Below are 26,293 nucleotides of genomic sequence, written 5' to 3'. Positions count from 1 at the left end.
TTATGACTGCACCAAACCCATGCAGTCCGCAATCAAAGACAGCGACAGGACAAGAGGAAAACACCATGAAACTCGAAGGCAAAAAGGCACTCATCACCGGCGGCAACAGCGGCATCGGCCTCGCCACAGCCCAGCTCTTCATTCAGGAAGGCGCACAAGTGGCCATCACCGGCCGCGACCAGAAGACCCTTGATGAGGCCGCCAAACTCCTTGGCCCGAAGGCCACCGCCTACCGCGCCGATGTAGCCGACTCGGCCGCACGCAAAGATCTCTTCGCCAAGATCAAACAAGACTTCGGCCATCTCGACATCGTCTTCGCCAACGCCGGCATCGCCGGACAAACAACCACCGGCAAGACGGACGAGGCGATCTTCGAAAACATCATCCGCATCAACCTCACTGGCGCCTTCTTCACAGTCGAGGAGGCTCTTCCCATTCTCAAAGACGGTTCGTCCGTCATCTTCAACGGCTCCATCATCGGATCGCTGGGTCAACCAGGCTACGCCGCATACGCCGCAAGCAAAGCCGGCCTCCGTGGCCTCTCCCGCTCCATGGCCGCCGATCTCGCTCCACGCGGCATTCGCGTCAATGTCGTCGCTCCCGGACCAATCAAGACACCCATCTGGACCCGCAACACCCGCACCAGCGAAGAGAACGATGCACTCTCAAAGCGCATCGCCTCGACGATTCCGCTAGGCCGCTTAGGCGAAGCAGACGAGCTTGCAAAGGCAGTCCTCTTCCTCGCCTCCGACGACTCCTCCTACGTCAACGCAGTCGAGTTCTTCGTCGACGGCGGAGCAGTAGGCACACCCTTCGGCGGACCAGCCTTCCGCGGCTAAAAAACCGGGCGATCGCGAAGTGCGCCATGCGCGTGGCCACCCCGCAAACGAAGACCTGTTTGCGGGGACCCCGGTTCGCCGCGGTCACTTCGTGACGTGTATACCGGTCTTGGTAGGTGAGGTGCGTAGGTCCTCCCGCTGGTCGGAAAGAAAGATGGCTCGCGACCAACGGGAGCGCCAACCGAAGGGGTACACGCGTCACGAAGTGACCGCCGCCCGCGCAGGGCGCCCGTCCGGCAGGACACTCAGCCTACTTCTGCGGCACAACCAGAACCTCAACCCCACTCGCTGCGCCTGCACTCCGATACACACTCTCCGTAGCCTTCACAAACTGCTCCGGCTTTGCAAACGGAATATCTACAAACGTCTGCGGATTCCGATCCACCAGCGGGAACCATGAGCTCTGCACCTGCACCATAATCCGATGTCCCGCGCGGAACGTGTGGTTCACATCCGGCATCTCCGCATTCACCTCAACCATCTTTCCTGGCGTCAGCGCCGTCGGCTTCTCCCAGCTATCCCGAAACTTCGCCCGCATCGGCTCACCCCGAACCAGCTGCTCATATCCACCCATCAAAACCGGCGCCGCCCCAAGCACCCGCTTGCCCACAGCGTCATTCGGAGGATCCGGAAAATCATTCGGATAGACATCAATCAACTTCACCACAAAGTCCGCATCCGTCCCCGACGACGCCACCTTCAGCTTCGGCCGCACCGGCCCCGCAATCGTCACATCCTCGGTCAGCGGTTCGGTCTCATACGTCAGCACATCCGGCCGCCGCGAAGCAAACCGCTGATCGTCGTCCATATACCGTTGCGGCACCGTGTCCGTCGTGTAATTCACAAACGGCACAGGATGCGCCGGATCGCTCACATACTCATCCACCCCAGCCTTCTCCGCAGGCGCATCAAAGCTCAACTTCCCACCCTCGCGAAAGTAAAGCGTCTTCGCAGCCGCCGACTTCGGAGGCCACGCATCATACTTCCTCCAAACATTGCTGCCCGTCTCGAACACATAGGCCTTTGGCAACACTCCGCCATCATGTCCCTTCAAATAGTGCTCGAAAAATGGAAACTGAATCTGCGACAGAAAGAACACTCCCGTCTTCGAACCGAAACTAACATCCCCCAGCCTGTCTCCATCTGACCTCGACCAGCCACCGTGCGTCCACGGCCCCACCACCAGCGTATTCACCGCACCGGGATTGAACTCATCGATCGCATGAAACGTCTTGAACGGCCCCGACAGATCCTCCGCATCAAACCACCCGCCAACCGTCATCACCGCCGCATGAACATTCTTCATATGCAGCGACAGATCACGCTTCTTCCAGTAATCGTCATAGGTCGTATGAACCAGTTGGTCGTGGAATAAGAAGTTCGACCCATCGAACGCCTTATCCAGATTCCCCGTTGGCCCGGCCTTCAAATAAAATTTGTAACTATCCGGGGTACCTGGCTCGGAGTACTCCCGCTTATCCGGCAGCGTCGGATTCTTCTGCGGTTTGAAGAAAACATAAAACCCATGGTTGGCCGACAGCATAAACGCCCCGCCATGGTACCCATCATCGTTGAAGAACAGATTCGTCATCGGAGCCTGCGGACTGGCCGCCTTGATCGCCGGATGCGAATCAATAATGCTCGCCGACGTATAAAACCCAGGATAAGAAATCCCGGTAATCCCCACCTTGCCGTTATTGTTCTCCACATGCTTCAGCAGAAACTCCACCGTGTCGTACATATCCGTCGACTCATCCACATCTTTATTCGACTTCTTGTCCTCGATATGTGGACTCATCTCCTGAAACACACCCTCGCTCTCATACCGCCCACGAGCATCCCCGCACACAAAGATGTAGCCCGACTCCAGCAGCTCCTGGCTCACTCCCAGCCGCGTCGGCATCTTGTCCTCGCCATACGGCCCGCAGCTATAAGGCGTCCGCGTCATCAAAAACGGATACGGCCCCGCATCCTTGAACGCCCCTGCCTGCGGCGTATACACCGACACAAACAGCTTCACCCCATCCCGCATCGGAATGCGATATTCAAACTTCGCATAGTGCGACTTGATGAACTCTTCCTGGCTCGCCCCCGGAGCCTGCGCCAGCACTCCGCCACTAACCACTGTCAGAAAACACACCACAAGCGCGATCGTTCTTTTCATCAAAACCCTCGAAGGAGAAACAGGATAGAGGAAGTCTATCGCGGCAACCGGCCACTGACATACGATATCTCACATTCCCGCAAACATACGCAGCTTCTCCCGAATCCCATGAAGCACCAGCACTCACCGCATCCTGATCGCAGCCGTCAGCGCCTGAATCGGCGTCCCTGCAGCGATCGTGGCCGCGGCCTCACTATCGGCCGACTTGCTCGCTGCAACCGCCGCCGTCCTGCGAAAGATCGTCGTCTCTCCCTCCGACTTGAACCATCGCGCCCCGCCAAAACCTACCAGAATCGCGGTGCTCAACTCAGACAGCCTCAACGTAACCGGAGGCGATGGCACGAAGCCGCTCGTCAGCGCCGAACCCTGCGTTGCAAGCCACGCCCCAACCGCCGCAACGATCCCCACCAGCACCACACCGATGTATCCCGGACGAAAGACCCCTTCTTCTATCGTCGGGAGGTGAAGTCCAGAATCCCCAATAAACACATTGACGAAGCCGCCCACAGCTCCGCACACCGCAACAGCCACAAGATCGACGACAAGATCATGCATAGCTCACCTCTCTTCGGAAGGTCCCCATCATAGCCCATCGACCTGCGAACATCGACCAGCAACTATCGCGCCACCGGTACCCCATCAACGCTCAGCAAACGCCCCACCGGATACTGTCCCACCCGATTCGCCGCAAACCACGGCGTCCGCTCATAGAAAAACTCCAGCCGCGCATACGCGTTCCCCGCAAACACCGGATCGCTCGCCACCTTCTTCTCAAACTCCGTCTTCAGCTTCGGATCCTTCGCCATCATCTCCCGCGCCAGCGACTCCAGCACATACGCTTCGCCATACTCCCTCTGCTCGAAGATCGAATCGAAGAACCCCCACTGCAGCGCCGAGTCAGGCCCCGCCGGCTCCAGCCACTCCAACGCCACCTTCGACAGCCGCTGATTCAGCCGCACCACCGCCGACCCCGCCGGAAACGTCCTCTTCTCCCGCACCAGCACGCAGCTCCCATACTTCCCCGGATCATGCATCGCCTCGCCATTGAACGTCGGATGCCGTCCTTCAAACGGAGGCTCCTGCCACGCCATCCCAGCACACTGATACGTCTCCACATCACCCGTCCACACCGCCGTCGTCCGCTCCATCTCCACTTGATGCGCCGCCAGCACATCAATCACCTTCACCCACTGCGCCGGAATAATGTAAGCAGCCGGCACCCTCGTCTCCGCCTTCACCTTGAACCCAGTCTGAAACGGCAGCGAGACATTCCACGGCTCATGCGAATACTCCACCCGCATCGCCCCCGAAACCGCACTCAACTCCCGCGTGTACTTGTATCCGCGAAACAAAAACGGCGTCGTATCCCCGCTCCATCCCAACGCCAGCGGATACATCACATTCCCCAGCGGATGCGCGCCCAGCGCCTCTGCCTCCTTATCCGCCGCCGCATTCAGCGCAATCACCTTATCCGCATCGCGATTCATCAGCTCCATCAGTCCCGCAAGAATCTCGTAGTTCCCCGTCACGCGCGTCTTATAGTCCTTCAGCATATGCAGCTCAACCAGCATCCCCGGCCGGCCCTCAAGAATCACATAGCCTGTCGAGAACCGCGGCGGATCATCGTTGAAACCCAACCCCTCCCCCGGATCGTTGTCATTCACAAAATTGATATAAGTCGGCGAAGCCAGATGCCCATGCGAGTCCACATACTTCTCAAGCGTCGGCGTCGCGACCTCATCCACCCACTTCGCCGTTCCCCTCGGCACATTCGGCCCATCATCAATCGTGAACGTCACGTCATATTGATAGTCCGCACCATCTGTTACATGGTCATCCACAAAAAAATCCGGCAGCCAGCGATGAAACATCGAGTTGAACGCTCGAGCCTCCGGCGTATCCAACTTCAGATAATCGCGATTCAAATTCAGGTTCGTCCCATTGCCCCGCCAGCCCATCTCCGCCGGCCCAGCCTGGTTGATTCGGTTATAAGCGCTCCTCCGCTCATGCCCATCCGCGTTATAGATCGGGATAAACACAAACACCGCCCGCTCCAGCAGGCTCGCCTTCGTCTTCGAGATCACCATATCCCGCAGCAGCGCAAGGCAAGCATCCTTCCCATCCATCTCCCCGGCATGAATTGAGTTCTGCACCAGCACAATCGGGCGTTTCGCTTTATGTAACTCAGAAGGATCAAATACCCCATCCCGCGAAACCACCACCACATCCAACTCCCTGCCCTCACCCGTCTTCCCAAACGCCTCAATCTTCACCTGCCCCGGCGCCGCACTCTGCACGCGATTCAAATAAGCCATCGTCTCCGCATAGTCAGGAGTAGTTGCATAGCAACTCTTCTCCGCCGGCGTCATCCAAGTCGCATCACCGCTTGGAGCACAAGGCACGCTACCCACAGCGTGCGGCTGCAAACTTACATCGGCCACGGTCTGCCCCCGCGCCACTGCACCCCAAACCAAAGCCGCCACAAAAACCAGACCAACGCTGGAACCAACTCGCATCTCAAACTCCTCGCACGATCAACTCTCTACGAACACGCTAACACTCCCTCGAACGCAACCAAACTCAGCACCAATTTGCCTCTCCAGCCACACACCGTTATCCTCATCACCATATGAATCAGGACCTCTGGACCTCAGTCGACCACTTCCTCACAGACACTCTCGTTCATCCCGATCAACCACTCAACGAAGCCGTGCGCGCAAACGCAGACGCCGGGCTTCCCGCCATCGACGTAGCTCCCAACCAGGGCAAGTTTCTTCATCTGCTCGCCCGCATCCATAAAGCCAACCGCATTCTGGAAGTAGGAACCCTCGGCGGATACAGCACTATCTGGCTGGCGCGCGCTCTACCGCCAGACGGCACCCTCATCACGCTCGAGCTCAATCCCACCCACGCCAGCGTAGCTGCGGCAAACATCAAACGCGCAGGGCTGTCCTCACTAGTCGACCTCAGAGTCGGCAATGCGCTCGAATCTCTGGCCACCCTGCACTCCCAAAAAGCCGCACCCTTCGATCTCATCTTCCTCGACGCGGACAAACCCAACAACCCCTCCTACCTGGAGTGGGCGGTCAAGCTCTCACGCCCCGGCACCGTCATCATAGGAGACAACGTAATCCGCGACGGCGCCATCCTCGATCCAAAGAGTACCGACCCCGCAGTCTCAGGCACCCGCACCTTTCTCGAGCGCTTCGGAGACAATCCCCGTCTCGACGCCACCGCGCTCCAGACCGTAGGCAGCAAGGGCTACGACGGATTCGCCATAGCCATAGTCACCTCATAACATCCAGGACTCAAAAATCCAGGATTCGAAAGTTGTTACTTCACAACGTGAAAGGTCCGACTCCATCGCGTCTCATCAAAGAAGTGAATGGCCTCGCGAAGCGCGAAGCTGGCTTGCTCCGACATCTTTGTCTTATACATCTGATCCTCCGGCGTAGGAAAAGACCAGTAGACGAATAGCGGCCGTCCCAGGATATTGGCTCTCGGCACAAGTCCCCAGTAACGGCCATCCAGGCTGTTCGTCCTGTTGTCGCCCATCACAAAATATCGACCTTCAGGCACCACCAGGTCATTGCCTTCGATATGGCCGGGGAGCTCGACAGACCACTCCGCAGTCACACGCACATTCTCAGGGGGCGGCACCAGCGGAAAGTCATCCCGATAGCCGTCGTAGTTCTCCAACGTCGGTTTTGCCGCCCACGGCTCACTCTGCGCAACTCCGTTCAAAAAAACGATCCCGCGCCGAAGATGGACCCTGTCTCCAGGTACGCCAATCACCCGCTTCACCAGAATCTCATGTTCGCCATTTGCTGCCGCAGCCGGTCTGTAGAACACAACCACGTCCCCGCGATGGACCGAATCGTGCGAGACAAATGGCGCCCACTTCGACGACGGTGCCACATTGATGCGATCGACCAGAACATGGTCCCCAACAAGCAAAGTACTCGCCATCGACGACGATGGAATCACGAAGTTTTGAAACCCGTAGGTAATCCCGAACATCCAGACGGCAACCATAGTACAAATCGACGCCAGTACCTCCAGTCGAGTTTCCCCCTTCGCCTTCGCCACTCGGCCTTCGATCATCGAACTGTTCGGATCTTTCTTCTCACCCTTCATTGCATCACCTGAGCTTTCTTCAACGCCTCGTTTGCTACGTCAGATCATCCGTATCAAACGGAGTCACCTTCCGGCCCAGCGCCGAAACACCCCGCGACTCCCCCACCAGCGTCTTCACCACCACATCGATCTCACTCTCAGCCGAAGCAGCCATAGCCCCCACCGGCTCCGGAATCCCCAGACTCTCCAGCAGCACCGTCACATGCGCCACCGCAACGTTATCCTGGTTCAAACCCTCCGGCGTCTTCGCCTTGATCCCCACCTCACCCGGCTTCACGCCCAGCAGCGCCGCAACGCTCTCCCGCAACTCCCCCGCAATCGGCACAATCTTCGGCTTAGCCATCACCAGCACCGTATCGATGTTCACGATCTTGTACCCAGCCGTCGCCACCTCTTCGAGCGCGGTCTGCAGAAATACACTCGAAGCCGCACCCTTCCACCGCGGATCGCTCGGCGGAAAGAACGTGCCGATATCCCCCGCGCTCACCGCGCCCAGCAGCGCATCCGTAATCGCATGCAGCAGCACATCGCCATCCGAGTGCCCAGCCAGCCCCTCAGGATGCTCAATCGCAAGTCCGCCAATCACCAGCGGCACACCCGCCGTGAACGCATGCGAGTCAAACCCGTAACCAATCCTCATACCCATAAGCTATCTTCCCATGCTTCCCAAAATCGCGGAGTGACGACAAACGCAACGCAGATCCGTCAAGCCTTCCCCTGCCCCAAATAAAACTCCGCCAGTTCAATATCCCCCGGCTGCGTAATTTTGAAGTTCCTCGCCGATCCCTGCACCACAGCCACCTCCACCCCGGCCCGCTCCAGCAGACTAGCCTCGTCCGTCCCCGAAAACCCATCGGCCTCAGCCTCCACAAACGCCGCCCTCAGCAGCCCAAATCGAGCGCCCTGCGGCGTCTGCGCCTGCACAATCCGCTCTCTCGGAATCGTCGCCGTCACAATCGCCCCATCCGCCGTCCGCTCCACCTGTTTGATCGTATCCACCGCCGGCAGCCCCACAATCGCCGCCCCATGCCTCACCACCGCATCGATCGTCCGCTCAATCGTCGCCGGATCGATCAGCGGCCTCACCGCATCATGCACCAGCACCACATCGTCGACGTCGCACTCCAGCGCAGCCAGCGCATTCCCCACCGAATGCTGCCGATCATCCCCGCCCTCCACCATATGCACGCGCGGCCCCAGCTTGTACTCCACCATCTGCGCCTCCACTCGCTCCCGCTCATGCGCCCGTACGGCGAGACAAACCGCATCCACGCGCGGCACCGCAAGAAATGCCCGCACCGACCGCACCAGCACCGGCACTCCGCCAATGGCAAGAAACTGTTTCGGCGCCGGCGTCGACGCACCCCCCGCGGCCATCCGCGTCCCGATACCTGCTGCTGGAAGAATCACAAAGACTCGCATAACCTGCGAAGTATACAAGATGCGCGCACTACTCCAGCCGCAGCATCATCTCAGTCGACTCTTCAAACCCATTCCGCTCATAGATCGGCCTGCCGAACTTCGAAGCATGCAGCGAGACCACCTTCACTCCCCGCCCCCGCGCCGCCTCCACCGAAGTCTTCAGCAGCCGATAAGCCAACCCCTTCCCGCGCGCCTCCGGCTCCACATAAAAGTTCAGCAGATACGCCCGCATCGGCTGCGCATCCATCCAGTGCGGAGGAAACTCCATCATCCACATCCCCGCCCCCGCCACCACGCGGCCCGCATCCTCCACCATCCACCCAACGTAGCTGCCATCCCTCAACCGAGGCCGAACCCAGGCCACAAAGTTCTCCATCATCGCCTGCAGCCCTGCGTCCTCCGCCTGCCCCGCATCCACAAACATCTGTCGCCGCTGCCGAGCAATCAACTCCGCATCCTCAACCGTAGCCAACCTCGTCTCGAACATGCATCCAGTATAAAAAGATCATTCCTCCGACCAACGGAAGGACCGCTATCTATCCTTCACCAAGACAAGGTATACACGCCACGAAGTGGCCGCCCCACGCGTAGTGGGCCCATCCGGCAGGACATGATCCTTCCAGGCAACTAACATAGACACAATGCCCCCCACCCTCCCCTTCGACCGCTCCCAAATCCAACCCGGTGACCGTCTCTGCGCAGCCCTCTCCGGCGGAGCAGACTCCGTAGCCCTCCTCCTGACCCTCCACGCCGCACGCGAGTCCCTCGGCATCGGCCTCTCCGCCGTCCACGTCCATCACGGCCTCCGCGGCGAAGAGGCCGACGCCGACCAACGCTTCGTCGAAGACCTCTGCATCGCCCACGACATCCCCCTGCATCTCCACCAAGCCAGCGTCCCCAACCGTGTCGCTCAAACACACGAGACCATCGAAGAGGCCGCCCGCAACCTCCGCTACGAAATCTTCACCACTCTCCTAACCTCAGGCCACGCCGACACCATCCTCACCGCCCACACCCTCGACGACCAATCCGAAACAGTCCTCTTGAAGATCCTCCGCGGAGCCTGGACCGAAGGCCTAAGCGCCATCCATCCGACCATCACCCAGCCAAAAGGAAAGATCCTCCGCCCCTTCCTGCAAACCCGCCGCGCCGAAATCGAGTCCTTCCTGAAATCCATCAACCAGCCCTGGCGCGAAGACTCCACCAACACCGACACCGCCTACACTCGCAACAAAATCCGCCACGAGCTCCTCCCCCAACTCCGCGCCTACAACCCAAACCTCGACCAGACCCTGGCCAACATGGCCGAGCTGGCCCGCGAAGAAGAGTCCCGCTGGCAAACAGAACTAAACCGCCTCCTCCCCCAACTCCTCCTCCCCGGCAAACCCGTTCGCGGAGGAGGCCGCGCCGTCAGCACCACCCCCGGCCGATCCCATTCCGAAGTCTCCATCGAACTAGACCGCCTCCGCCCCCTCGACCCAGCCCTCCGCCGCCGAGTCCTCCGCGCCGCCGCCCGCCAACTGGGAGCCCGCCTCACCTTCGACGAGACCGCACGCCTCCTCGCCCTCTGCGGCTTTCGCGCCGACCCCACCGTAGCCGCCCGCACCGGCTCCTCCCTCCACCTGCCCAGCGGCCTCCGTGCCGACCGCTCCCCCCGCGAACTCCGCCTCTACCGCCAACAATAACCCTCCAGCAATAACCACAACGCGACGGCAAAACAGAGGGTCTAGAGGCTGCTGAAAAAGTCTGCTTTGCTTAAGGGCACGGCTTAAGCCGTGCCGCAAGTGCTTTGATTGCACTGCGGCTTTAGCCGCTGAGGTCTGCCTTTCGTTTCGGAGGGAATCTCTTCCTCACCCTCCTCAGCTCTCGAACTCTCACCCTCGAGCACCAGCCCGCAGGCTCACCAAGGCACGAACACCCCCAAACCACCCCATCCCCCATCACCCTAAAGTCACATCATTATTTCCAGCTCTAAACCCACGAATCCCCGAGACCAAGAGTAGAATCTAACTACTTGACCGAGGCAGGGCTTTTTGCTGACAATCAGGGTCATCCCAACAGCACAGAACCTTCCCTCACCGTCGTCGTCTAACCGTAGTATGTCTTCGCTTGCGAAGACTGGGTCTGACAAGCGCCAGTCGATTTTGAGGCCGCTGCAGACTAGAAAAATGAGGAAATTCGATTGAACTCGACCGTCAAACAAATTCTGATCTGGGTCTTCATGATCACCTGCTTGGTCTTCCTCTGGCAGGTTGTCGTCAAAACAACTGGCGGCACCCAGGAGAAGAACATCAGCCTGACCCAGTTACTCAACGACGCCGACCAGGGCAAGATCCAGGACGTCGTGGTCAACGGCGCTGAAGTCACCGGCCACTACCGTGACGACAAGAACCAGTTCCACACCACCATCCCGGGCAACTACCCCGACATGTACAAGACGCTCCGCGATCACGGCGTCAACATCACCATCAAAGACCAGAGCCCCAACCAGTGGCTCAGCCTGTTGATCTCGATCGCGCCCTTCGCCCTGCTCCTCGGCCTCTGGTTCTTCCTCCTCCGCCAGATGCAGTCCGGCGGAAACAAGGCCATGAGCTTCGGCAAGTCGCGCGCCCGCCTGCTCTCCATGCAACAGAAGAAGATCACCTTCAAGGATGTCGCTGGCGTCGATGAAGCCAAGGAAGAGCTCAAGGAGATCATCGAGTTCCTCCGCGAAGCGCAGAAGTTCCAGCGCCTCGGTGGCCGCATTCCCAAGGGCGTTCTCCTCGTCGGACCTCCGGGCACCGGCAAAACCCTCCTCGCCCGTGCAGTAGCTGGCGAAGCGAACGTTCCCTTCTTCTCCATCTCCGGCTCTGACTTCGTTGAAATGTTCGTCGGCGTCGGCGCATCCCGCGTCCGCGACCTCTTCGAGCAGGGCAAAAAGAACGCTCCCTGCATCATCTTCATCGACGAGATCGACGCAGTCGGCCGTCACCGCGGCGCAGGCCTCGGCGGCGGACACGATGAGCGTGAGCAGACCCTCAACCAGCTTCTCGTCGAGATGGACGGCTTCGAGTCCAACGACGGAGTCATCCTCGTCGCCGCGACCAACCGCCCCGACGTTCTCGACCCCGCTCTCCTCCGCCCCGGCCGCTTTGATCGTCGCGTGATCGTCGATCGTCCCGACATCCGTGGCCGCGAAGAGGTCCTCAAGGTTCACTCGAAGAAGGTCCCCATGGCCGAAGATGTGAACCTCAACATCCTCGCTCGTGGAACCCCGGGCTTCTCGGGAGCCGACCTCGCCAACATGGTCAACGAGGCCGCCCTCACCGCCGCCCGCTACAACAGAAAGTCAGTCCACATGTATGACTTCGAAGTAGCCAAGGACAAGGTGATGATGGGTGCCGAGCGCAAATCCATGCTCCTCACCGATGAAGAGAAGCGCGTCACCGCCTATCACGAGGCCGGTCACACCCTCGTCTCTGCCCTCCGCGAGCACTCTGACCCGCTCCACAAGGTCACCATCATCCCCCGCGGCATGGCGCTCGGCGTCACCGTCTACCTCCCCGAGGAAGACCAGCACACCGTCACCAAGGACTATCTCGAAACCCGCATGGCCACCCTCATGGGCGGACGCTGCGCCGAAGAGATCTTCCTCAAGCAGATGACCACCGGTGCAGGCAACGACATCGAGCGCGCCACAGAGCTGGCCCGCAAGATGGTCTGCGAGTTCGGTATGTCGAAGATGGGTCCCATGACCTTCGGCAAGAAGGAAGAGCAGATCTTCCTCGGCCGCGAGATCGCCCAGCACCGCGACTTCTCCGACGACACCGCCAAGCAGATCGACGCCGAAGTCCGCTTCTTCGTGGATGCCGGCTATAAGTCTGCCTACACCATCCTCGAGTCCAACCAGGACATCATGCACCGCATGGCAGCCGCCCTGTTGGAGCGCGAGACCCTGGACGCCGCCGAGATCAAGCTGATCATCGAAGGCAAGGAACTCCCCGCCGCCAAGTCCGCGCTCTCCGGCGTAGACCCAGGCCCCGGCGGAGAAACCCAGAAGATCCTCAAGCCCGAGGGCGGACGCAAACCCGGCTTCGGCGAAGGCCAACCAAGCCCCGCATAGCAAGCTGGAAAACAAGCAAGCCAGCGAGTCAGCAAGTCAGCGAAACAACAAGCGAAGCAAAGAATGGCAGCCGCAAAGGCTGCCATTTCCTTTCCCCCAACCCCAGAAAAAAAATGGCGCCGAAGGCGCGTCAGCCTCGATGGCAGATCGCGCCGTGCGCGCAGCACGCCGTTGCCGTTGCTCTTGCTGTTGCTGTTGTTCTTGCTGTCATCCTGAACGCAGTGAAGGATCCCGAAGAAGCCCGCCAACAACAACCTTGCGGATCTTTCAACCAATGCTTCAGCCGTTGCTTTTCTTGCTGTCATCCCCGAAGGGGATCTGCGTTTACTTCTTTCATTCCGCCCGACGTCAAATCCCCGAACCCTCCCTCAAAGACCACGATATAAACATCACATGCTCACCCGCCCATCCCTCCTCATCCGCATCGAAGAAGCCTTCCTCCTCGCCGCCGTCCTCTTCGCCTACCACCACCTCCACTACAGCTGGCTCCTCTTCGCCCTCCTCTTTCTCGCTCCCGACCTCTTCATGTTCGGCTACCTCCTCAACCCCCGCGCAGGCGCAGCGACTTACAACCTTGTCCACACCCTCTGGCTCCCCATCACCCTTCTCCTCGCAGGTTATCTCCTGCACTGGCACGCGGCCCCTGCCATAGTCCTCATCTGGATCGCCCACATCGCCCTCGACCGCCTCCTCGGCTTCGGCCTCAAATACCCCACCTTCTTCAAGGACACCCACCTCCAGCACATCCCCTAAAAATAAAGTTCAAAATCGTGTCACATCTTTCGCCCCTCAAAACTCGCCATCCAAAACACCACATTCACCACGCAATCCACCACGTTCTCACCACCAAAACACCACGTCCAAACACCACTATTTTCAAAAACCCCCAGCAAAAACGCCCTTTCTCCACCCCCACCACCACCCTCAAAAAAAATCCCCACAAAAACCCCGCTACCGCACCAATGCGACAATAGAAGACAGACGCATGCGCCTCCTCACCCCGATCCTCCTCCTCACGCTCACCGGCTGCGGCTACCACCAGACCGGCTCCGCGACCCACATCCCCGCCAGCGTCCGCACCCTCGCCGTCCCCGTCTTCGCCACCAACGCCCAGGCCTTCCACACCGAGATGGCCTTCACCCAGGCCACCATCCGCGAGCTCAACACCCGCACCCGCTACCACATCCTCACCTCCGACTCAGACTCCGCCGACGCCACCCTCCACGGCACCATCCTCACCCAGACCGTCGCCCCCCTCACCTACGACGGCGCCACCGGCCAATCCTCCAGCTACCTCATCACCATCACCGCCAAAGTCCTCCTCACTGCCCACGACGGCCACACCCTCTACCGCAACGACGCCTTCGTCTACCGCGAGCAGTACCAATCCACCCAGGACCTCTCCGGCTTCATCCAGGAAGATAACCACGCCGTCAACCGTGTCGCAAAAGACTTCGCCCAGGCCGTCGTAAGCGATATGCTGGAGTCGTTCTGATGATCAAGAGGATCACTCTTTCCGTTGTGCTTGCGCTCTTGCTGGCGTGTCTGCTCACTGCGGCAGGCGTCCTTGGTTCTTTTAGCCCCCTTATACACATCATGGAGCCGGGCTCGCTTCTGTGTCGCAGATTTTTTGGAAGCCAATTCACGGGCGACATAGAGGGCGATATGATCACGACCGTCATTTGGTTAAACGTCGCCGTCTATACCCTGCTCCTCTTTCCTGTACTCCTGTTTACCCTAAAACGGATTCGTAGAACGGAGACTGCCTAGCAATGGCTTCTCTCAAGTCCTTCGCCAGCGTCGATCGCTTCGTCACAGAGATCGCCTCCCCAGCTACCCTCCGCCCCGCCTACATCCTCCTCGGCGACGAGGTCTTCCTCTACGACCGCTGCCGCAAAGCCGTCCTCGCCACGCTCGCCCCCGAAGACACCCGCGACTTCTGCCTCCACGACCTCGACCTCGCCGAGACCAGCATCTTCGAGGTCCTCGACCGCGCCCAGACCCCCTCCCTCATGGCGCCCTTCCAGGTCCTCTTCGTCCGCAACCTCAAAACCCTCTACGGCCGCGGCAGCAAAAAAGAAGAGTTCGCAGCCATCGACGCCTACTTCCGCGCGCCCAATCCTCAAGCCCTCCTCCTCTTCGTCGCCGACCACCTCCGCATCCCCACCGACCTCCGCAAGATGGACTACCAGGACAAGGAGCGCTTCGAAAAGATCCGCGAGACCCTCGGCGACTGGTGCGGCACCGTAGAACTCGCCCGCGTCGACGAGAACGACGCCATCAAGTGGGTCACCACCACCGCCGAATCCCGCAACATAAAGTTCGACCCCGACGCCGCCCGCGAGCTGGTCGACTCCCTCGGCGCCGACATGATGCTCATCGCCAGCGAGTTCGAAAAGCTCCTCCTCTACGTCTCCGGCCCCGCCGCCCAGCCAATAGAAGGCGTCATCCCGACCGAAGCGCGCAGCGCGCAGTGGAGGGACCCCCGCATTTCGTCCGAAGCGCCACGAACCTCACCGGAAACAAACACAACCCCCCTCACCAAAAACCGCGTCACCCTCGGCGATGTCGAAACCATGGTCCTCGCCGCCAAACAGCGCTCCCTCTACGAGCTCACCGACGCCATCTCCGCCAAGGACCGCCCCCGCGCACTCCTCCTCCTCCACGGCCTCCTCAACGCCTCCGACGGTGGCGAAGACGCCGCCATCGGCCATCTCTACATGCTCGCCCGCACCTTCCGCCAGATGCTCATCATCTCGGAAAAAAACGTGCGCGACCCCCGCGCCATCTGGCAGGTCTTATGGCAGGGCTTCCGCATGCCCCCCTTCGCCGCCGAAGACCTCATCAAGCAGGCCCGCCGCTACAAATCCCGCCGCGAGCTAACCCGCGCCATTCGCCTAGTAGCCCGCGCCGACCTCGAACTCCGCAGCTCCCCCGCCAACAAACTCCTCGTCCTCGAGCGCCTCATCCTCGACCTCTCCACCGAACCCAAACCCACCCCCTACGACCCCACCCACCAATTCGCCATGGAACTGTAACGACAATCTTCGGAGCCACACTTGAGCCTCAAACATCTTCGAACTGCACTCTCTAGTATGGTTCTGCTTCCTCTCGTAGCTCACTCTCAAACACAGACCTTTGCATTGCCCTCCCATCCGGGAGCCATGGTTCTCGATCTCAACGGTTTCAAAGTAATCCAGAGCTCAGCCAAGCCTGGCGGCGCCGAACTCGGACTTAGAGTTCATGACAAAGGGAACACTGTGGCCCTGTTGTTTCTCTTCCTTGCGCCAAAGGAGCCGCGCGGAAATGCCGCGGCATGTCGGCAAGGCGAACTTGATCAAGTTCAGAAGAGCATGGGGCCGAACTTCAAAGACGTCAAGTTGAATCCTGACGGCAAGGACGATCGGACGATTGCCACAATGCTGGTCTCAGGAAAAAACGGACAGTACCTCTACGGTTTCTACGGTAGTACCGATCAATGCCTTTCTATTGAGCTGTACTCCGATCCGGAAACAAAGCTCAATTTGGACAAGGCATCCTCTTTTCTAACGCGTCAAAAATACGACGCGGCCTATGTCCCAACTAGCAGCGATAAATTCATATACGCAGAAATCCTGTACCGGAATCAGCAGTACAAAGCTTCAGCTCCGATTTACGCTGACTATTTGCAGTCCATCCCAAACGATAAGGCCCACCAAACACAGCGCCGCATCGCAACGGACGAGATGGGAATGGCTCTAGGCATCTCTGGTGATGTAGGCGGCGCTCGTAAGGTCCTTCAGGAAGCTGTCAAGTCCGACCCCGACTATCCCCTTAATTACTACAACCTCGCCTGCGCCGACGCCGAAGAAGGCAAAGCCGCCGACGCAAAGCTCCACCTCCAGCAAGCCTTCGACCACAAAGCTAACACAATCCCCGGTGAGCATCTCCCCGACCCAACCAAGGACGACTCCATCCTAAAACTCAAAAACAACAAAGATTTCTGGGCCTTCGTCCAAACTCTTAAATAATTAGGTCTATCGGGGCCACCCCGCGTAGAGTCACCGCAAGACGATTACACCACCGGGTGCCCCATACATCGATTTTGATGTGTGGGCATCGTCCGAAGGACGACCGCACTCCAACTCCACACACTACTCCGTGATCACCCGATCCGCCCACTCCACCAGCGACACAAATATCGTCGGGTTCCCAAACTTCGCCCCATAGTTATTCAGATCCACCTCAGTCACCCCTCTGGCACGAGAGCACGCCCCACAAGCGTAGATCTGAATATGCTTCGCAGCGAGCTTATCCAGCGTCTCACCAACAGGCGGCCATCCAACCGGAGTAACCGCGTTGGCAAGCGTCTTTCGCATCAGCCCAACCGCCTCCCCCAGCAGAAAAATCTGCACCTCGTGTCCAGCCTCCGCAAGTGCCATCCCATGCAGAAAGGGGAACGCCGCCTTGGTCGGATCGTCGGAACCCCACGCGCTCTTCATCATGATCTTCAGCGTCTTGCGCGGAGCTTGCCCCACAAGAGAACGACCACCAAAAGCGAAAGGAAGAGCCGCCAATTGCGCAAATCGTGACAGGAAGAGTCGACGCACCATGAGTTTCTCCTTTGACGGAGAATCTTATACCTACCCCTCGTCGACAGCATCCGCCGGGTGCCCATATATCTCGATTTTGAGATGTGGGCATCGTCCAAAGAACGACCGTTCTCCAACTAAAAACTAACCGACAGCCGCGCATAGACACTACGCCCCGGCGCAATCGCATTCCCCGAAAACAGCCCTCCAAAGTCAAGCACATTCAGCCGACTATTCAAGTTGTCCCCATCCACCTGAATCCGCGTCACACACTTCTCCGACTTGATCAGGTCCGCACCCAACGAAGCACTGACAGCCAACGCCGGATCAACCCTACCGCGCTCGAAGTTAAGCCGACCGACCACCTGCGGCCCATATTGAGACAGCGCCATCTCCTCCGTCCCTCCATACTCAAACGGTAAACCTGATCCGAAGGTCAGCCCGCCGGCAACCCACAACCGCGGCATCAACTCATACTTGAATCGCATCCGCAACGTATTGCGCTGATCCTGCGAAACCGGAAAATGCCCCGCCAGCTCAGTCTCTGCGTTACCCGCATCGTCGCCAAGAAATAGACCCCCGGTAACCGGAAACCACGCGTTCGCTACCATATAGGAATAGCTGACAAAACCGGTAAGCTTGCCCCACTGAACAACGTCCAGCTTCCCCTCGGCGCCATAGATAACAGCCTTATCAAACGCGATGGGATAACTAACTCCCGTATTCAAAAGCTGATCATCATCGGCAAAGTTCCTGACATCGCGGCGATAGAAGTTCACACTAACCCGCAGCTTTTCAGAGAAACCCTTGATAAGACCGCCCTCGTAGTAGTTCCCTTTCGAAGGCTGCACCGGCAATCTCAAAAAACGAGGGTTCAGCGAAGCTACCTGCGGAGAGCTGGACAGCAGAATATTTTCAAATGAAGGCGTCTGAAAGACACGGTCATAAGCTGCATGAAGAACCATGTTCGCCTTAGGCAGATACCGCCCTACCGACAGCCGCGGACTGAAGGCACTCTCATTCAATAACAATTGATAATGATCCCACCGCAAGCCCGCACTGACAGTCCACTCTCCCAACCGGACCAGGTCCTCAACAAAAGCAGATTGCTCCAGGTCAGGCCGCTGCTCCGCAAACGAGAGTCGATTCGGCGCCCCGTCATCAGACTGATCAGGATCAGTAATCCTGTAATTGAACTGTTCGTGAAGAAACGTCGCGTCCGACTCTACCCCACCCTTCCACTCCTGATTGTCGTGGTGGACAGACAAAGTTCCCTTGAAGTATCCCTCGCGGAAATAGTTATGTTGAAAAGCAAGAATCGGTGTCGAATCCTCATTGGAATAGAGGTTATTCGCGTTATCCCGCACCATGCCGGCAAGAGTCCCCAGCACCACCGGCGAAAAAATATGTTGATAACTCATCGCCCCCAGGGTCTCGAAGTTATCACCGTTCTGCATCTGTCCCGCATCCTGCTGCAGCAACTCGTTCGGAATCAGAAAGCGCGAAAGTTCGTGCCGCACAGTCGCACTCAGCCGATCCTTCTCCGTAAAATCACGCTCGTACCTGACAGAAAAGTCCCCCGTCGTTCCCTTATTCGTAAAGTTCTCCGGAACCACCGGATTCAGGTAGCGGCTGGTCATACTACCCGATGCCGTTCCACCTAACGTGTTCTTACCCCAGACATCCTGCACATGACCAAACCCAGCCGCCGCGTCATAGCTGCCACCAGAGAGAACAAATTGCCCATGCAGTCCAGCGTTTGTCTCTCTCTTCGTATTGATCTCGACGACGCCACCCATCTTCCGCCCATACTCCGCCGGAAAACCCGCCGTATAGATACTCATCGAATTCACATCATCCGCTTCAACCTCAGGGCCAAAGCTGGGCGAGCGATTATCCGTCAGTGGAATTCCATCAATCACAAACTGTGTCTGGTACTCCGACCCACGAGGATGCAACACCGCATTCCCCTCATACAGCCAGCCAGGCTGCGAGTTCACCAGATCCTGCACGGACCTGCCCGGCAGCGAAATCAATCGCTCCTCAATCTGCTTCGAACCAATCTGCATAGTCGAAGACGAGCTATGAGGATCGATCAGCGTACCCGAGTCCTCCACATTCACCATCGTTGCCAATTGAGCAATCGCGAGGTGAATATCGCACTCCGCCGGAATCGACGACCGCACTTCAACTGCCCGCACCACCGGGTTGAATCCCGGCTCCTGCACGCGAATCACATACAGCCCGTAAGGCAGCGTCTTCACCGCCACCCGCCCCGAAGCGTCAGTGCTCAGCGTATTCGCATACTGATTCCCCGTGCTCGTCACAGCAAACGATGTCTTCACAGGATGGCCCGACGGATCCGTGATCGCCACATGCAATTCGCCGTTATTTACCTGGCTCAGCGCAGGCAGCGCAACGAAACAGATTGCAATGACCCATCTCTTCATGGAAGCACCCCTGGGCCTATCCCATCAGGCGCACAAAAACGCACATCGCTGAACCCAAGCTTACTATCCGTCGGCGTCCGACCTCCGCCGGGTGCCATCTCGATTCTCCAGATGTGGACATCGTCCAAAGGACGACCACACTTGTCCTCCACCCTCTTCCTCAGCCACCCACACAGTAATCTAGTCTCATGAATCCCCTAGTCACCCCCGAATGGCTGTCCACTCGCCTCCAGGATCCCAACACCATCATCCTCGACGCCACCCTCCCGCCCGTAGGAGTGACGCCCCCCATCGACACCCGCGCCCGCTATCTCGCTAACCACATCCCCGGCGCCCTCTTCTTCGACATCGAAGACCTCTCCGACCACTCCACCCCGCTCCCCCATATGCTACCCACAGCCGAAGCCTTCTCCCGCAGCATGTCCACCCTCGGCGTCGCCGACACCGCCACCATCGTCATCTACGAGCAAGAAAGCGTCTTCTCCGCCCCGCGAGCCTGGTGGATGCTCCGCACCATGGGCGCAGAAAACGTTCACATCCTCGACGGCGGCCTCCGCGCCTGGACCGAAGCCGGCCTCCCAACAGAATCCGGCCCCGCCCACCGCGCACCCGCCAGCTTCCACGCCAAGCTCAACCACGAAGCCGTAAAGAACCTCGCCCAACTCAAAGTCAAACTCAGCACCAACCAAAAACAAATTCTCGACGCCCGCTCCGCCGCCCGCTTCAACGGCACAGCACCCGAGCCACGCCCCAACCTCTCCTCCGGCCACATGCCCGGAGCCACCAGCATCCCCTTCACCGAACTCGTAGAAGACGGCCGCCTAAAACCCACAGACAAACTCCGCGAACTCTTCGCCGCAAAAAAGATCGACCTGCACCAACCCATCACCACCACCTGCGGCTCCGGAGTCACCGCTGCCGTCATCGCCCTCGGCCTCGAACTCGCCGGCGCAAAGGAGGTAAGCCTCTACGACGGCTCCTGGGCCGAGTACGCCCAACAACCCGACGCCATCATTGAAAAAGACTAGCCCTCAACAACCACCACAGGGAAACCGCACGCCACGCCGAGTACCTCTCACATCGATTCCGATCTGTAGGCCTCGTCCACGGGACAACCGCTCTCCTCCGCTACAATTCATCCGAGGCTGACGCCCATGCCAGAGCTACCCGACATCACGGCCTACCTCTCCGCACTCGAGCCACGCATTCTCGGCCAGCCCCTCACCCACCTCCGCCTGGCCAGCCCCTTCCTCCTCCGCACCGTCCGCCCATCCCTCAAGGAGATCGAAGGCCACACCATCACCGCTCTCCACCGCATCGGCAAACGCATCGTCTTCGAGTTCGACAACGGCATCTGGCTAGTCCTTCACCTCATGATCGCCGGCCGTCTCCACTGGCGTCCCCTCGGAGCCAAACTCGGCGGCCGCAACAACCTCGCCGCCTTCGACCTCCCCAACGGCTCGCTCGTCCTCACCGAAGCCGGCTCCAAGCGCCGAGCCTCCCTCCACCTCTTCGCCAACCAAGCCGCCGCCCAACAGATCGACCCCGGCGGCCTCGAACTCTTCGAACGCAACACCTTCATCGCCAACCTCGAAGACTTCCGCGCCGCCCTCACCACCGAAAACCGCACCCTCAAGCGAGCCCTCACCGACCCGCGCATCCTCTCCGGCATCGGCAACGCCTACTCCGACGAGATCCTCCACGCAGCCCAGCTCTCCCCCATCCTCCAAACCGCGAAGCTAAGTCCAGAGCAGTGGCAGCGCCTCTACAACGCCACCCGCGACACCATGCAGCTCTGGATAGCTCGCCTCACCACCGAAGCCGCCCAGGCCTTCCCCGAAAAAGTCACAGCCTTCCGCAAAGACATGGCCGTCCACGGACGCTTCGGCCAACCCTGCCCCACCTGCGGCCAGCCCATCCAGCGCATCCGCTACGCCGACAACGAGACCAACTACTGCGCCCAATGCCAGACCGGAGGCAAAGTCCTCGCCGACCGAAGCCTCTCCCGCCTCCTCGGCAAAGACTGGCCCCGAACCCTCGACGAGCTCGAAGCCCTCAAAAAACGCTGATCCGCAGCCAGTGGAAGCGTCTTCGCCGTTGCCTCTCTTGTTGTCATCCCCGAAGGGGATCTGCGTTCTGCTTTGCACTCTCACGAGGAAACCGCCTCCGGCCCCCGCGGCCCCTTCGCCCGCCGCAACACCGTCATCGACACATAAGCCCCAATCCACGACCCCACCGCCGCAAAGCAGACATAAACCCAGTTCTTCGTATAACTGATCACCGCAAACGCCGACAACAAATACCACACGCTGCTCCACGTAGCCGCCGGCAATCGTCGCTGCGACGAAACCGCCGCGTTGAACATCACGTACACAGCGTCGGTCGCCGCCGTCGACAGCAACACACCCACCGCAAGCCAGGGTTCAAGATGCGCCATCAGCCAACCTCCTCGAACATTACTCGATTCGTCAATAGACCACGTATTCTAATCTCAGCCCATACCAGTTACATTCGCATCTAACCCATTCACTGGAGCGCTTACCTCATGCAAGAAGGCAGAGAATCCCCACCCTGGAGACAGATCACCCTCTACCTTCTCACCTTCGCCACTCTCATTCTCTGCGCCTTCATCCTCCAGCCCTTCTTCTCCGCCATCGTCGGAGCCATCGTGCTCGCAGTCGTCACCGAGATCCCCTACAATTGGCTCTCCACCCGCATCCCCAACCGCACCGTCTGCGCCACCATCGCCCTCATCCTCGTCATCCTCGCCGTCATCGTCCCCGGCTTCTTTCTCGCGCAGGAGCTAGGCGAACAGGCCCTCCGCGCCATCGCCTCCCTCCGCAACCCCAGCACCCAGAACGTCCTCACCGACTACATCGCCAACCATCCCGCACTCGCCAACCGCATCGAAGCCTTCTCCGCCTCCATCGACGTCAACAACGCAGCCCGCACCACCGCAGCCTACGTCGGCAGCAAGGCGGCCATGATCCTCGGCAACTCCGTCCATCTCATCACCGAGATCGTCGTCATGCTTTTCCTTCTCTTCTTCCTCTTTCGCGACCGCCAGCTTGCCCTCGCAGCCCTCCGCTCCCTCCTCCCCCTCCGCGAAGACGAGACCAGCGAACTGCTCGAACGCATCGACGACACCATCTACGCCACCTTCCTAGGCCGCCTCGCCATCGCCCTCGTACAGGGAGTCCTCGCCGGCCTCGCCTTCTGGACTCTCGGCGTTCCCGGCGTCGTCCTCTGGTCCATCACCCTTACCGCCTTCGCCATGATCCCGGCCTTCGGAGCCTTCCTCGTCTGGGGGCCCATCGCCATCTACCTCGGCCTCAACGGCCACTGGGGCAAGGCCGCCCTGCTCGCCATCTGGGGCGGACTCATCGTCAGCACCATCGACAACATCCTCTATCCCATCCTCATCGGCGGACACCTGCGCTCCCACACCGCCATCATCCTCATCACCATCCTCGGAGGCATCGCAGTCTTCGGTCCCCTCGGCATCATCCTCGGCCCCGTCATCTTCACCATCGCCTCCACCCTGCTCGACATCTGGCACACCCGCACCGCCCAAATCACCACGCAACCCTGATCCGCCGCGAAATCTTGCATATGCTGTTGCAGTTGTCTTCACCTTTCCGCAACACCACCCTCCCAAGACACCGTCATCCTGAGCGAAGTGACTCACGGCACTTTGTGAGTCACGCAGTCGAAGGATCCCCGTATTTCGCCTTTGCCTTGCCTTTACTTTGTTCTCGTCCTTCGCCCATATCTTCGACTTTGCCTCCCAATCCAAGCAAAAAAATCCCGTACCTCTACTTCAAAATTCCCAGCAAAATCACATGTCAAGCCCTCAAGCTTCTAAAACCAGCGCCATTCAAGGGAATTCACGTTGCGCATTAGTTCTACACAGTCCTGTACACTTGAATAAATGAGCAGAAAAATGCCCCGCGAAAGCGGGGCATCTCCTTTTGTAACCACAAACGAACCTAAGTCTTTTGGAATGACGATTCTGTAAGTAACCCCTTTGTTAAGACTTATTTGCAGACCCCCATGTCCTGCAAATAGTTGATTACAAACAGCTTACACGCGTGTAATAGGAGGGGGGGGAGGGGGGTACCCTCAAGGCCGATAAGGAAACGGCACTACCGCCCCTTCCACTTGGAAGACAGCATCGCCAGCTTGTCGTCGAAAGAGATCGGAGCCTTCACCGGAGTAACAGCATGAGCCTTCACCTGAACCTGAGTCTTCCCCGCCGGCCTTCCCTGCTCTTTCGGCCCCTGTTCCTTCGGAGACGCCCCACCCCGAGCACCACCGTCCGCCGGACGAACACCTCTCGGCCCCGTCTCATGCAGCGCCTTGATCGAAAGCGCAATCCGCTTCGTCTTCGCATCGACGGACAGCACCTTCACCTTCACAATCTGCCCAGCCTTCACCGCCTCAGAGGGATCCTTGATGAACTTCACCGACAGCTCACTGATATGCACCAGCCCATCCTGGTGCACCCCGATATCGACGAACGCACCAAACTTGGTCACATTCGTCACCACACCTTCCAGCACCATATCCGGCATCACATCTGACAGCTCCCGTACACTCTCGTTGAAGCTCGGCGCAACAAACTTATCCCGCGGATCACGCCCCGGCTTCTTCAACTCCTCCAGAATGTCATTCAGCGTAAAACTCCCCGCCGAAACCGCGCTCTTGTCCACCTTCTCCAGCAACTGCGGACTCTTGATCAGTTCCTCCACCGGAGCCTTCAACGAAGCCGCAATCTGCTCCACAACCGGATAAGACTCCGGATGAACCGCAGTCATATCCAGCGGATTCTCTCCATCCCGAATCCGCAGAAATCCCGCAGCCTGCTCGAACGTCTTCGCCCCGATTCCAGGGACCTTCATCAACTGCGTCCGCGAACGGAACCGTCCATGCTCGTTCCGATAGCTCACGATGTTCAGCGCCGTCCGCTCCGTCACGCCCGAAACATAACGCAGCAAAGTCCACGACGAAGTATTCAGGTCAACACCAACCCGATTCACGCAGCTCTCAATCACTGTCTCCAGCGACTGCTGCAACTGCCTCTGATCCACATCATGCTGATACTGCCCAACGCCAATCGACTTCGGCTCCACCTTCACCAGTTCCGAAAGAGGATCCTGCAATCGACGCGCGATGGAGATCGCCCCACGCACCGTCAGGTCGAGGTCCGGAAACTCCTGCCGCGCCACATCCGAAGCCGAATAGATACTCGCCCCCGACTCGCTCACCGTCACCGAGAAGATGTTCTCCAGCCCGCGCTCGCGCAGAAACTCCCGCACAAACGCATCCGTCTCCCGCGAAGCCGTCCCATTCCCGATAGCAATCGCCCTCACCTGGTGCTTCACCACCAGAGCCTCAAGCGTCTTGCCAGCGGCCTCCGCAGCGCCCTTCGACGTATGCAGATACAACACATCATTGGCGAGGAACTTCCCCGTCTCATCCACCACCGCAACCTTGCACCCGGTCCTCTGCCCCGGATCAATCCCCAGCACCGAGATAGGCCCCGCCGGCGGCGCCAGCAACAGATGATGCAGGTTCTCCCGGAACACCTGAATCGCATCCAGATCCGAGCGCTTCTTCAACTCCAGCCGCAGTTCACCCTGAATCGACGAGTTCAGCAGCCGCGACCAGCAATCCTCAATCGCCAACTCCAGCTGAGGCGTCCAATCCCCCTGCTCTCGCAGCACTCCACGCCGCAACACATTCACCGCCCGTGCCGACTCCAACTCAATCAAAAAATAAAGAACGTTCTCGCTCTCACCGCGACGAATCGCGAGCATCCGATGCGACGGAATCGTCTTCACCGGCTCGCGATACTCGTAGTACATCTTGAACTTCTCTTGCTCATCCACCGCGTCCATCGCTTTACGGCTCACAACTACGCCTTCATCGAACATCAGCGCGCGAGCAGCCTTTCGCAAATCTGCGCTCTCGCTGATCATCTCAGCAACGATATGTCTCGCGCCCTCAAGGGCCTCCTCGACCGAAGCAACGCCCTTAGCCACATCGACGAACCGCGGAGCCTTCAAACTCAGCGGCTCATCCGCAATCCTCTGCTCCCACAGATAAAGCGCAAGCGGCTCCAACCCCTTCTCTCGAGCGATCGTCGCCTTCGTCCTTCGCTTCGGCCGATACGGAAGATACAGATCCTCCAACTCGCTCTTATCAAGAGTCGCTTCGATCCGCGCCTTCAACTCATCGCTCAGCTTGCCCTGCTCCGCAATCGAAGCCAGAATCGTAGCTCGCCGCGCAGCCAGATCTCGAAAGTAAGCGAGCTTCTCCTCGATATCGCGAATCTGCACCTCATCGAGATTGCCAGTAGCCTCCTTGCGATACCTCGCAATAAAAGGCACCGTCCCTCCCTCATCCAGAAGCGTAATTACCGCTACCAGACCATGCATCGGGAGGTTGAGAGTTTGGGCAATATGCAGCAAAATCTGAGGAGAGAGAACGCTTACGTCAGTCATAGCTTGTCTCAATGCTACTGCCAACTGGCTAGGAAAACTCGCCCTGCTGTCACTTACCCAGGCGACACGCTCAACGCAGCATCATGCGCACGTAGAACGATT

General features: G+C 59.1%; 22 protein-coding genes. 11 read left to right on the top strand and 11 right to left on the bottom strand.

What is annotated here, in order from left to right; translation table 11 throughout:
• Positions 1–65: 65 nt before the first annotated feature.
• Positions 66–839, top strand: a complete 774-nt coding sequence (locus tag HDF09_RS11555; protein ID WP_183766366.1) for an SDR family oxidoreductase — start codon at positions 66–68, stop codon at positions 837–839.
• Positions 840–1,089: 250 nt separating this feature from the next.
• Here HDF09_RS11555 and HDF09_RS11550 read toward each other — a convergent pair whose 3' ends face one another.
• From HDF09_RS11550 to HDF09_RS11540, 3 genes are all read right to left on the bottom strand, one after another.
• Positions 1,090–3,003: a CocE/NonD family hydrolase gene (locus HDF09_RS11550; protein WP_183766364.1), complete on the bottom strand. Its 1,914-nt coding sequence runs from the start codon at positions 3,001–3,003 to the stop codon at positions 1,090–1,092.
• A 123-nt stretch (positions 3,004–3,126) separates the two neighbouring features.
• Positions 3,127–3,558, bottom strand: coding sequence for a hypothetical protein (locus tag HDF09_RS11545; RefSeq protein ID WP_183766362.1), 432 nt, complete (start codon positions 3,556–3,558; stop codon positions 3,127–3,129).
• 62 nt (positions 3,559–3,620) lie between these two features.
• Positions 3,621–5,519 (bottom strand): M14 family metallopeptidase, encoded by a 1,899-nt coding sequence (locus HDF09_RS11540; RefSeq protein ID WP_183766360.1) that lies wholly within the window; start codon positions 5,517–5,519, stop codon positions 3,621–3,623.
• Between the two features lie 113 nt (positions 5,520–5,632).
• Here HDF09_RS11540 and HDF09_RS11535 point away from each other — a divergent pair, with 113 nt between their 5' ends.
• Entirely contained in the window at positions 5,633–6,301 is a 669-nt protein-coding gene (locus tag HDF09_RS11535) for an O-methyltransferase (protein ID WP_183766358.1), read from the top strand.
• 35 nt (positions 6,302–6,336) lie between these two features.
• Here HDF09_RS11535 and lepB read toward each other — a convergent pair whose 3' ends face one another.
• The 4 genes from lepB to HDF09_RS11515 are packed head-to-tail and all read right to left on the bottom strand — an operon-like array spanning position 6,337 to position 9,049.
• Entirely contained in the window at positions 6,337–7,140 is an 804-nt protein-coding gene (gene lepB, locus HDF09_RS11530) for a signal peptidase I (protein ID WP_260181232.1), read from the bottom strand.
• Positions 7,141–7,174: 34 nt separating this feature from the next.
• Positions 7,175–7,786, bottom strand: coding sequence for a 2-C-methyl-D-erythritol 2,4-cyclodiphosphate synthase (gene ispF, locus HDF09_RS11525; RefSeq protein WP_183766355.1), 612 nt, complete (start codon positions 7,784–7,786; stop codon positions 7,175–7,177).
• Positions 7,787–7,845: 59 nt separating this feature from the next.
• Positions 7,846–8,562, bottom strand: coding sequence for a 2-C-methyl-D-erythritol 4-phosphate cytidylyltransferase (gene ispD / locus HDF09_RS11520; protein WP_183767131.1), 717 nt, complete (start codon positions 8,560–8,562; stop codon positions 7,846–7,848).
• 28 nt (positions 8,563–8,590) lie between these two features.
• Complete coding sequence (locus HDF09_RS11515; protein WP_183766353.1) at positions 8,591–9,049, bottom strand: GNAT family N-acetyltransferase; 459 nt, start codon at positions 9,047–9,049, stop codon at positions 8,591–8,593.
• A 154-nt stretch (positions 9,050–9,203) separates the two neighbouring features.
• Here HDF09_RS11515 and tilS point away from each other — a divergent pair, with 154 nt between their 5' ends.
• From tilS to HDF09_RS11485, 6 genes are all read left to right on the top strand, one after another.
• A complete protein-coding gene (tilS, locus tag HDF09_RS11510) occupies positions 9,204–10,247 on the top strand; it encodes a tRNA lysidine(34) synthetase TilS (RefSeq protein ID WP_183766351.1) in 1,044 nt (347 codons plus the stop codon).
• A 497-nt stretch (positions 10,248–10,744) separates the two neighbouring features.
• The gene (ftsH, locus tag HDF09_RS11505) at positions 10,745–12,664 is read left to right on the top strand and encodes an ATP-dependent zinc metalloprotease FtsH (protein ID WP_183766349.1); all 1,920 of its coding nucleotides are present in this window, start codon (positions 10,745–10,747) and stop codon (positions 12,662–12,664) included.
• A 393-nt stretch (positions 12,665–13,057) separates the two neighbouring features.
• Positions 13,058–13,417 (top strand): DUF4260 domain-containing protein, encoded by a 360-nt coding sequence (locus HDF09_RS11500; protein ID WP_183766347.1) that lies wholly within the window; start codon positions 13,058–13,060, stop codon positions 13,415–13,417.
• A 232-nt stretch (positions 13,418–13,649) separates the two neighbouring features.
• Complete coding sequence (lptE, locus tag HDF09_RS11495) at positions 13,650–14,159, top strand: LPS assembly lipoprotein LptE (RefSeq protein ID WP_183766345.1); 510 nt, start codon at positions 13,650–13,652, stop codon at positions 14,157–14,159.
• Positions 14,160–14,436: 277 nt separating this feature from the next.
• Entirely contained in the window at positions 14,437–15,702 is a 1,266-nt protein-coding gene (holA, locus tag HDF09_RS11490) for a DNA polymerase III subunit delta (protein WP_183766344.1), read from the top strand.
• Between the two features lie 126 nt (positions 15,703–15,828).
• Positions 15,829–16,674, top strand: coding sequence for a hypothetical protein (locus HDF09_RS11485; protein ID WP_183766342.1), 846 nt, complete (start codon positions 15,829–15,831; stop codon positions 16,672–16,674).
• 123 nt (positions 16,675–16,797) lie between these two features.
• Here the strand turns inward: HDF09_RS11485 and HDF09_RS11480 are convergent, their stop codons facing one another.
• Both HDF09_RS11480 and HDF09_RS11475 read right to left on the bottom strand, forming a co-directional pair.
• A complete protein-coding gene (locus HDF09_RS11480; RefSeq protein WP_183766340.1) occupies positions 16,798–17,256 on the bottom strand; it encodes a DsrE family protein in 459 nt (152 codons plus the stop codon).
• 116 nt (positions 17,257–17,372) lie between these two features.
• The gene (locus HDF09_RS11475; RefSeq protein WP_183766338.1) at positions 17,373–19,685 is read right to left on the bottom strand and encodes a TonB-dependent receptor; all 2,313 of its coding nucleotides are present in this window, start codon (positions 19,683–19,685) and stop codon (positions 17,373–17,375) included.
• Between the two features lie 188 nt (positions 19,686–19,873).
• Here HDF09_RS11475 and sseA point away from each other — a divergent pair, with 188 nt between their 5' ends.
• Positions 19,874–20,713, top strand: a complete 840-nt coding sequence (gene sseA, locus HDF09_RS11470; RefSeq protein WP_183766336.1) for a 3-mercaptopyruvate sulfurtransferase — start codon at positions 19,874–19,876, stop codon at positions 20,711–20,713.
• A gap of 126 nt (positions 20,714–20,839) precedes the next feature.
• Positions 20,840–21,754 (top strand): Fpg/Nei family DNA glycosylase, encoded by a 915-nt coding sequence (locus HDF09_RS11465; RefSeq protein ID WP_183766334.1) that lies wholly within the window; start codon positions 20,840–20,842, stop codon positions 21,752–21,754.
• Between the two features lie 80 nt (positions 21,755–21,834).
• On the opposite strand, the gene HDF09_RS11460 is transcribed toward HDF09_RS11465, so the two are convergent.
• A complete protein-coding gene (locus HDF09_RS11460) occupies positions 21,835–22,122 on the bottom strand; it encodes a hypothetical protein (protein WP_183766332.1) in 288 nt (95 codons plus the stop codon).
• A 108-nt stretch (positions 22,123–22,230) separates the two neighbouring features.
• Between HDF09_RS11460 and HDF09_RS11455 the strand changes: the two genes are divergently transcribed.
• Positions 22,231–23,277, top strand: a complete 1,047-nt coding sequence (locus tag HDF09_RS11455) for an AI-2E family transporter (RefSeq protein WP_183766330.1) — start codon at positions 22,231–22,233, stop codon at positions 23,275–23,277.
• Between the two features lie 553 nt (positions 23,278–23,830).
• Here HDF09_RS11455 and HDF09_RS11450 read toward each other — a convergent pair.
• Positions 23,831–26,191, bottom strand: coding sequence for a Tex family protein (locus HDF09_RS11450; RefSeq protein WP_183766327.1), 2,361 nt, complete (start codon positions 26,189–26,191; stop codon positions 23,831–23,833).
• Positions 26,192–26,293 lie beyond the last annotated feature (102 nt).

Origin of the sequence: Edaphobacter lichenicola, from assembly GCF_014201315.1 — a bacterium.
Lineage (GTDB): Bacteria > Acidobacteriota > Terriglobia > Terriglobales > Acidobacteriaceae > Edaphobacter > Edaphobacter lichenicola_B.
This window is presented reverse-complemented; position numbering and strand designations above follow the sequence as displayed.